This window comes from Candidatus Cybelea sp. (genome assembly GCA_036489315.1).
Classification (GTDB): Bacteria; Vulcanimicrobiota; Vulcanimicrobiia; order Vulcanimicrobiales; family Vulcanimicrobiaceae; genus Cybelea.
In genome coordinates, this window is the sequence record DASXFZ010000054.1 from 20,612 (window position 1) to 28,701 (window position 8,090).

The following is an 8,090-nucleotide window of genomic DNA, read 5'->3' on the forward strand; positions in this document are numbered from 1 at the left end:
GTGACAGAAACTGGCGGCCTCGACAAGCGCAAGGCCTATATCCTGGCGACGGTCGTCTACGAATATATAGCGACCGCCGAACCGGTCGGCTCCCAGGTGCTCACCCAGAAGTACAACCTCGGCATCAGCTCGGCAACCGTCCGCAACGAGATGGCGGAGCTCGAGGCGGGCGGGTATTTGACCCAGCCTCATACCTCGGCCGGACGGATCCCCTCGGACGCCGGCTACCGTACCTACGTCGACCAACTGATGCAGCCCGAGGAGCTGAACCAGAGCGAGCGGCGCCGCATCCGCGACGAGCTCTCCGACGCGGCCCGCGAGCTCGACGAGATTATCGATCACACCACGCGCCTGCTCGGCCGGCTTTCCAATAATCTCGCTTTTGTCACCAAGCCGCAGCAAGAGACGCCCAGCTACAAACACATCCAGCTGATCTGGCTCTCGCCGCACACCGGCGTGGCGATCGTCGTCACCTCGCTCGGCGTTGCCGCGCAGAGCCTGTTCGAACTCGGCGCCGAAGTGCAGCCCGACGATCTCACCCGCTTTTCCAATGCGCTCAACGCGCGGCTCGCCGATCGTTCGATGCGTGACGTGACCGAACCCGAGATTGCCCGTGCGGCCACCCAGGCGTGCGTCTCCGACGATCTGCGCGTGGCGGTCGTCAACGCCTGCCTATCGGCGCGCTCGAGCGAACAGCCGACGATTGCCGCTGCCGGCGCACAGAATCTGCTCGATCAGCCGGAGTTTCAAGACTTGCGTAAGCTGCGCTCGATTCTGCGAATCGTCGAAGAGCAGAAGACGCTCTATCAACTGGTCGCCGACGCGATGACCGCCGACACCGCCAGCGTCAAGATCGGGCACGAACTCGGCAGCGAGGAGCTTGCCGACCTCTCGATCGTTACCGTTCCTTACCGTTTCGGCTCGCACGCGCTGGGGATGCTCTCGATTCTGGGGCCGCGACGCATGCCCTACGCCCGGCTGCTGGCGCTCGCTTCAGGAACGGCCGAAACGCTAAGCCATCGGCTTTCGGATGTCGATCACATAACGTAGATGCCCGCGACGGATTACTACGAGACCCTCGGCGTTGCTCGCAGCGCCTCGGGGGATGAGATTAAGCGAGCCTATCGCAACCTTGCGCGTCAGCATCATCCCGACGTTGCTGAGGATAAGTCGAAGGCCGAGCATCACTTCAAAGCGATCAACGAAGCCTACGAGGTGCTCTCCGATCCCAACAAGCGGGCGCAGTACGACCGCTTTGGCGTCGTCGGCAACGGCGCATCGGCCGGTCCGGGCGATTTCTTCGCAAACGGCGGCTTCGGCGACATCTTCGATATGTTTTTCAGCGGCATGCGCGGGCCGCAGCCGCGCCGCGCTGGGCCGGAGCGCGGCTCCGATCTCCGCTACGATCTCGAGATCTCACTCGAAGAAGCGTTCGCCGGCACCACCAAAGAGATCGCCTTCAACCGGCTGGGGCAGTGCGAAAGCTGTAAGGGGAGCGGCGCCAAACCCGGCACGATTATCACTGCCTGCGATCGCTGCCGCGGCACTGGAACGATGCGCACGGCGCGTCACACCCCGCTCGGGCAAATCATCACGCAATCCGCGTGCACGCGCTGCGGCGGCGAGGGTCACGTCATCTCTGCCCCCTGCGAAAGCTGTAACGGCCAAGGCAAGAGCGAGCACGAAGCCCACCTCACGGTGAACATTCCCGCGGGCGTCGACGATGGGTCGCGGATTCGCATCGCCGCCAACGGCGAGGCCGGCTCGCACGGCGGCCCGCCCGGCGATCTCTACGTGTATCTGCGTATCACGCCGCACAAGCTCTTCCGTCGCGAGGCACGCGATACGTTCGTCGACGTGCCGGTAAGTTTCCCATCCGCGGCGCTCGGCGCAACGATCGAGGTACCGTCGCTGCACGGCGGCGTCGAGGTGACGCTGCCGCCGGGCACTCAATCGGGCTCGCGTCTGCGCTTGCGCGGCTTCGGGATGCCGAGCGTGCGCGGCTCGCAGCACGGCGACCATCACGTTACCGTGCACGTCGTCGTCCCGACGAAGATGAACCGGCATCAGCGTGAAGCACTCGAGGAGTACGCGCACGCGGGCGGCGACGTCATCGACGAGCGTAGTTTCTTCGAACGCGTGAAGGACGCGTTTCGCCCGGAGTGACCGCCGCGCGCCGCTTCTTCGTCGAAGGCGCGAACGAGATTGGTGGCATCGTCGAGATCGACGGTGCCGACGCGCACAAGATCGAGCACGTCCTGCGCTTGAAAGCCGGCGACGAGATCGTGCTGATCGATTCGACAGCGCGGACCTTCGCCGCAACGATCCGTGAAATCGCGAGATCCGTCCACGCCGAAATCACCCGCACCATCGAAGGAGCAGCATCTGCCGCGGCGCTGCAGATCGACCTTGCGCAAGCGGTGCCCAAAGGCCAACGAATGGAGTTCGTCGTCGAAAAAGGCACGGAACTCGGTGTCGAGACCTTTGTGCCATTCGTCTGCGAGCGCAGCGTGCGGCGCGACGTCGGGGCTGAGAAGCTCTCGCGCTGGCGGCGAATCGCGCGCACGGCGGCCCTGCAGTCCGGCCGTAAAACGATCCCGCAGATTGCCGACCCGCTCGATTTCGAGGGGCTGCTCGCGCGCTTCGGGGAGTACGACGGCGTGCTCTTTGCCTGGGAGCTCGCTGCCCCAGCTCCGCTGTACGAACGGTTGCGTGAGGCCCTCCCCGGCCGCGGGCGAGTCCTGGTCGTCGTCGGGCCCGAGGGCGGTTTTACCCACGCCGAGGCGGAGCTTGCCGCTGGAAAGGACGCTGCGCTGCTCTGGCTTGGCCCGCGCGTGCTGCGCACCGATACGGCCGCGCTCGTACTGCTGGCGGTGATTGGGTCCCTGGCGTCGTAGAGTCTGCGATTGCGCATGCCACTCCCGTTTTCGATCGTCATCCCCACCTACAACGAGGCCGCCGGCATCGAGAAGCTGCTGCGCGCGCTCGCCGAGACGTTTGCGGAAAACGGCCTCGACGGTGAAGTGATCGTCGTCGACGACAACTCGCCGGACGGCACCGGCGCGATCGTCGACCGGCTCTCTAAGGATTTGCCCGTGCGCTGCCTGCACCGCGCCGGAAAACTCGGCCTCTCCAGCGCCGTGATCGAGGGCTGGACGATCGCACGGCCTGATTCGGTCGTACTCGGAGCGATGGACGCCGACTTCAGCCACGACGTGAAGGCGCTCCCGAAAATGGCCGCGGCGCTTGCCTCCGGCGAGTACGGCTTGGCCGTCGGGAGCCGCTACGTCGCCGGCGGCGGGATCGAAAACTGGCCGATGCGGCGCATCATCACCTCGCGCGTCGCCTGTTGGCTCGCGCGTCCGCTGACCAGCGTAAAGGACGTGACGAGCGGCTTCTTTCTCGTCCGCCGCGAGGCGCTCGACGGCGTGCAGCTCGATCCGATCGGCTTCAAGATCGGCCTCGAGGTGATCGCGAAAGCGCGCTACGGAAAGGCCGTCGAGATTCCCTACGTCTTCACCGACCGCGTCGCCGGCCAGTCGAAGCTCAACGAGCGCGAGATCTTCAATTATCTTCGGCAGCTGCGCCGGCTCTACGCGGCCTGGCTCCTCCCGAAGCCCGCGAAGGAGCGGAGCTCGAGTGCCAAGGCCTGACTGGCTCACGGCTCGCCGGGCGAAGGAGCCCGAGGCGGCCGAAGCGGCGATGTGGAGCAAGTGCCAAAAGTGCGGCGAGGTCCTCTACCGGCGCGATCTCGCCGCGAATCTTTTCGTCTGCACGCGCTGCGGCTACCACTTCCGGATGCACGCCTACGATCGTATCGCCTCGGTCGCCGACAACGGCGAATTTACCGAAATTGGCGGCGAGATACTGCCGCAAGACCCGTTGGGCTGGACCGACAAGCGCACCTATCCCGCCAAGCTCGGCACCGATCGCGAACGCAGCGGCATCTCCGAATCGGTCGTCTGCGGCTTCGCCTCGATTGGCGGCCGGCGAGTGGCCCTCGCGATCATGGACTTTCACTTTCGCGGCGGCACGATGGGGCAGGTCACCGGCGAACGCATCACGCTGCTGCTGGAAGAGGCGCGGCGCCGGCGCGTTCCCTGCATTATCTTCTCGGCCTCGGGCGGCGCCCGGATGGAAGAGGGCATGCTCGCGCTGATGCAGATGGCCAAGACGACGGCCGCCGTTTCGCGCTTCATGGACGAGGGGAATTTCTTTGTTGTGGTCTTGACGGATCCGACCAGCGGCGGCGTCTCCGCCTCGTTCGCGTTTCAGGCCGACGTCATCGTCGCGGAATCGAAGGCAATGATCGGCTTCGCGGGGCGCCGCGTGATCGAGCAGACGATCCGCCAGCGGCTCCCCGACCAGTTTCAGACCGCCGAGTTTCTCCTCGAAAAAGGCGCAATCGATATGGTCGTCGACCGGCGCAGTCTCAAAGGGACGCTGGTGCGCCTGCTGGAGTACGCCGGGCATGAGTAACAATCTGATCGTCGAGCGCGAAAGGAGTCTCGTCGAGCTGGAGCGGCGCCTCTCGGAGCTGCGCGAAGCCTCGGCCGCGCAGCCGCTGGACATGTCCAGCGAAATCGGCGCCCTCGAGCAAAAGTACCAGGAGATCCTCCGCGAGCGCTTCGGGACGCTCACGCCCTGGGAGAAGGTGCACATGGCGCGCCATCCCAACCGCCCGACCTCGCTCGACTACATCGCGCGCTTCGACCGGTTCGACGAGCTGCATGGCGATCGCCACTTTCGCGACGATCCCTCGATCGTCGGCGGATTCGCACTGCTGCGAGGCCGTGCGGTCATGCTGATGGGTCAGCAGCGGGGACGTGACACGAAGGAAAATCTGCGGCGGAATTTCGGCATGCCGGCACCCGAGGGATACCGCAAAGCGACCCGCCTGGCGAAGCTTGCCGGGCGCCTGCGTCTGCCGATCGTGACGTTCGTCGACACGAAGGGCGCCGATCCGGGAATCACCTCCGAGGAGCACGCGCAGTCGGAGGCGATCGCCGTCTGCCTGCAAGTGTTTTCGGCCGTACCCGTGCCGATCGTCGCGACGGTAATCGGTGAAGGCGGCTCCGGCGGCGCGCTGGCGCTCGCAATTGCCGATCGCGTGATGATGCTCGAACACAGCACGTACTCGGTCGCCTCGCCGGAAGGCTGCGCGGCGATTCTTTGGTCGGATGCGAGCAAAGCGGAAGAAGCGGCGGCGCGGTTGAAGTTAACCGCCAATGACTTGGAGCACTTCGGCATCGTGGATGAAATACTCCCCGAGCCGCTGGGCGGGGCGCATCGGAACGCGCAGGATGTCGTGACGCGAACGCTCGATGCCGTGGATGCAGCTTTGCAGCACTTGACCGGCTTGTCTGGGGAAGTGCTCTTGGAGCAGCGGTATCGAAAGTATCGCCGACTTGGTGAATGGCAGGCAGAAAGCTTAGAGCCCGCACGAACGGCGCGCTGACACGCGTTCGTCCCGTGCTCGTCGCCGCCGGTCGCGCCATCACCGCGGCGGTTGTTCTATTGGTAGCGTCTCTCATCGTCGTGCAGTTCGTTCGGGCAATCGGCCAAAACGTCGCCGCGGCGCATCAGCTTTCGTCGCTCCAGACCGATATCGCCGCCCTCGAACGGCAGCGAGACGAGCAGCAGCGCGAGCTGCGCCGCCTGCGTGATCCCGAAGGCGCCGTCCCCGAAATCCACGACCGCCTGCGCCTGGTGCGGCCCAATGAGGCAATGGTCTTTATCTCGCCTGCGCCGGCTCCGGCCGCGACTCCGTGAACGATACTGCCAACGGCATCGTGATCAACCTCAACGCCTACGGCGCGCTGGTCCGGCTCGACGGCGGCGATCTCGCCAGTGCCAGCACCGCCGACGTCCAGTCGCATCAGGAGCAGTACCAGCGCTCGCTGCTGCGGCGCAAGCGCCTGGCATTCGAGGTTCGGCGGGAGGGCCGCCGCTGCGCCGTCTCGCTCGCGCCGCAGATTCGCGATGAGGAGCTCGACGAGCAGATCGCTTCGTACCTCAAGAGCACCGAAGAATGGGAGCCGGCCGATGCGATTCCCGCCGCCGAGCGGCACTTCTTGCGCAAGAAGCGCCGCGCCGCGCTCTTTGCGACTCGGCACGAAGCCTAGCTCGAGAACGCTTCTTCAATGAGCAAACGCTACGCCGTGATCTCGATCGGCACCAACTCGACGCGCCTGCTGCTGGCCGACGTCGAGCCGGAGAATCCGCGCATCGAGGTCGTGCGGTCGACGGGCACGCGCATCGGCGAAGGCTTGGGCGAACGCGGCCATCTCGCCGACGAGGCGATGGCGCGCACGCTCGACGCGATCGCCCAGTTCCAGCGCGCGATCCGCGGGCACTACGTCCGGCTCTTTGCGATTTCGACCAGCGCGCTGCGCCGCGCCGACAACGGCGAAGATTTCGCGCAGCGCGTGCAGGGCATGCTGGGCGTGCCGCTTCGCGTTCTCTCGGGTGAAGAAGAGGCGATCGCGTCGTATCGCGGAGCCTTGAGCGCCTTCGGCACGCTGCGCGGCGAACGCGTCGGCGTCGTCGATTGCGGCGGCGGCAGCACGGAGTATGCCGTCGGCACGTCGACGCAACCCGAAGCGGTGATCTCGTGCGAGATCGGCGCGGTGCGTTTAACCGAAGAGGTCCCCGAGCTGCGCGGCGCCGGCGGCGTTGCAGACGAAGGCAGCGTCGAGCGCGCGCGCGAGCTGGCGCGCAAAGCGCTGCAGCCGCTCGCCGAGCAAGCCGAGATCGAGAGACTTGCCTTTGTCGGTGGAAGCGCGACGACGGTTGCGGCCATCGTGCGCGGCAAACGAAGCCTGCTGCAGTCTTTTCCGCTCGACCGCACGGCTTTGCAGCGCGTGCTCGGGTTGCTGCTGAAGATGCCGCTCGAGGAGCGCAGGCAGGTCGTCGGAATGAAGCCGCAGCGTGCCGATATTCTGCCGGCCGGCATCATCGTGCTCGAAACGGCCATGGAGCTGGTCAAGTGCGAGACGGCCGTCGCAACGACCGCCGACTTGCTGCTCGGCGTGCTGCTTCAGGAGCGCGATGCAGGACAACATCACGCCGCTCCCGCAGCACCGAAAACCCGAAGAGGATTCCGCTCGTGAACGATCCGCAAATTAACGAACACATCGAAAGCCTGGTGGCCGAGGAGCATCGCCTGCTCGAGCACGGCGAGAACGGTCATCTCTCCGAGACCGACCGCGCGCGCCTTGATGAGATCTCCGTGCGGCTCGATCAGTACTGGGATTTGTTACGTCAGCGTCGTGCCCGCCGCCACGCGGGACAGGATCCGGACGTGGCAGACATGCGCAGCGGCGAGATCGTCGAGCACTACCAGCAATAAGCCGCTCCGCCGTGGGATGGTGGTGGAATAGGCAGACACTACGGACTTAAAATCCGTTGCTCGAAAGAGCGTCCGGGTTCGACCCCCGGCCATCCCAAATTTCGTGTCTTCGGGCGGCACGCATTTTTTGCCAGCACCGATGCCTGTGCGTCGCGCAGGCAGTGCGCCGTGATCGGCGCCTGAGCCGCCAACTCGACTACAGGGCAAAGACGAGGTCTCTTTTGCCTTGCGGTGTTGCGGTCAACTCCAGAAAGGTGAGCTCCCACAAAAGAGTGCCAGAACCGGCGCCAGTTTGTTGTCACCGCTTTGGGGAGGGGCTAAAAGCAAAGCCCTCCGGGCTGTCGCCTCCCAAAAAGTTGCGAAAGCTGTACTTGTAAGTGACGTGTTTTGGGCTATATTTAGAAATATCGGTCAGCGTGTAAGGGTAGGAGGCCCCGCTATATTCCGTCACGCCATACGCGTCAGCCTTCTGGTTCAGGCCCCCATAGACTTCCCGTCCGTGCAGGGGGAAGGGGCCGCCGACGAGCGCGCAGTTGGGGTTGCAACCCTTGTACACCCAGAGCTGAGAGTTTTGGTAGTAACTTCCTAAGTCAAGAGAGACTAGTGTAGTGAGTTAGAAGTTCGTTCGCAAACCTTTACCACTTTATCCAGGATCATGTCGGCGGTAGCGGTCCACACGAACGGTTTGGGGTTCTTGTTACGTTGTCGGACGTAGGCGCGGATTTCCCGCTCGAGTTGC

10 protein-coding genes and 1 tRNA gene are annotated in these 8,090 nt (G+C 64.8%); all 11 read left to right on the plus strand.

Annotated features, from left to right (window positions below; genetic code table 11):
* The 11 genes from hrcA to VGG51_11685 all read left to right on the plus strand — a co-directional run bounded on the left by hrcA (position 1) and on the right by VGG51_11685 (position 7,448).
* Complete coding sequence (gene hrcA / locus VGG51_11635; GenBank protein ID HEY1883680.1) at positions 1-1,050, plus strand: heat-inducible transcriptional repressor HrcA; 1,050 nt, start codon at positions 1-3, stop codon at positions 1,048-1,050.
* The gene (gene dnaJ / locus VGG51_11640) at positions 1,051-2,166 is read left to right on the plus strand and encodes a molecular chaperone DnaJ (GenBank protein ID HEY1883681.1); all 1,116 of its coding nucleotides are present in this window, start codon (positions 1,051-1,053) and stop codon (positions 2,164-2,166) included.
* Positions 2,163-2,897 (plus strand): 16S rRNA (uracil(1498)-N(3))-methyltransferase, encoded by a 735-nt coding sequence (locus tag VGG51_11645; protein HEY1883682.1) that lies wholly within the window; start codon positions 2,163-2,165, stop codon positions 2,895-2,897. The genes dnaJ and VGG51_11645 overlap by 4 nt, the downstream gene beginning before the upstream one ends.
* 15 nt (positions 2,898-2,912) lie before the next feature.
* The gene (locus VGG51_11650) at positions 2,913-3,653 is read left to right on the plus strand and encodes a polyprenol monophosphomannose synthase (GenBank protein ID HEY1883683.1); all 741 of its coding nucleotides are present in this window, start codon (positions 2,913-2,915) and stop codon (positions 3,651-3,653) included.
* Complete coding sequence (accD, locus tag VGG51_11655; protein HEY1883684.1) at positions 3,640-4,479, plus strand: acetyl-CoA carboxylase, carboxyltransferase subunit beta; 840 nt, start codon at positions 3,640-3,642, stop codon at positions 4,477-4,479. Before VGG51_11650 ends, accD begins: the two co-directional genes overlap by 14 nt.
* Complete coding sequence (locus VGG51_11660; GenBank protein HEY1883685.1) at positions 4,472-5,458, plus strand: acetyl-CoA carboxylase carboxyltransferase subunit alpha; 987 nt, start codon at positions 4,472-4,474, stop codon at positions 5,456-5,458. The genes accD and VGG51_11660 overlap by 8 nt, the downstream gene beginning before the upstream one ends.
* Positions 5,459-5,517: 59 nt before the next feature.
* Positions 5,518-5,772 (plus strand): hypothetical protein, encoded by a 255-nt coding sequence (locus VGG51_11665; GenBank protein HEY1883686.1) that lies wholly within the window; start codon positions 5,518-5,520, stop codon positions 5,770-5,772.
* Positions 5,769-6,125, plus strand: a complete 357-nt coding sequence (locus tag VGG51_11670; GenBank protein HEY1883687.1) for a hypothetical protein — start codon at positions 5,769-5,771, stop codon at positions 6,123-6,125. Before VGG51_11665 ends, VGG51_11670 begins: the two co-directional genes overlap by 4 nt.
* A gap of 18 nt (positions 6,126-6,143) precedes the next feature.
* On the plus strand, positions 6,144-7,112 hold the full coding sequence (locus VGG51_11675; GenBank protein HEY1883688.1) for a hypothetical protein: 969 nt from the start codon (positions 6,144-6,146) through the stop codon (positions 7,110-7,112).
* Entirely contained in the window at positions 7,109-7,351 is a 243-nt protein-coding gene (locus VGG51_11680; protein HEY1883689.1) for a DUF2630 family protein, read from the plus strand. Before VGG51_11675 ends, VGG51_11680 begins: the two co-directional genes overlap by 4 nt.
* Positions 7,352-7,364: 13 nt before the next feature.
* Positions 7,365-7,448: transfer RNA gene (locus VGG51_11685), tRNA-Leu, on the plus strand.
* Positions 7,449-8,090 lie beyond the last annotated feature (642 nt).

Bases quoted from the DNA above. Each gene is read 5' to 3' on its own strand.
- VGG51_11675 (HEY1883688.1), top strand. From the start codon at position 6,144: ATGAGCAAACGCTACGCCGTGATCTCGATCGGCACCAACTCGACGCGC.
- VGG51_11660 (HEY1883685.1), top strand. From the start codon at position 4,472: ATGAGTAACAATCTGATCGTCGAGCGCGAAAGGAGTCTCGTCGAGCTG.
- dnaJ (HEY1883681.1), top strand. From the start codon at position 1,051: ATGCCCGCGACGGATTACTACGAGACCCTCGGCGTTGCTCGCAGCGCC.
- VGG51_11650 (HEY1883683.1), top strand. From the start codon at position 2,913: ATGCCACTCCCGTTTTCGATCGTCATCCCCACCTACAACGAGGCCGCC.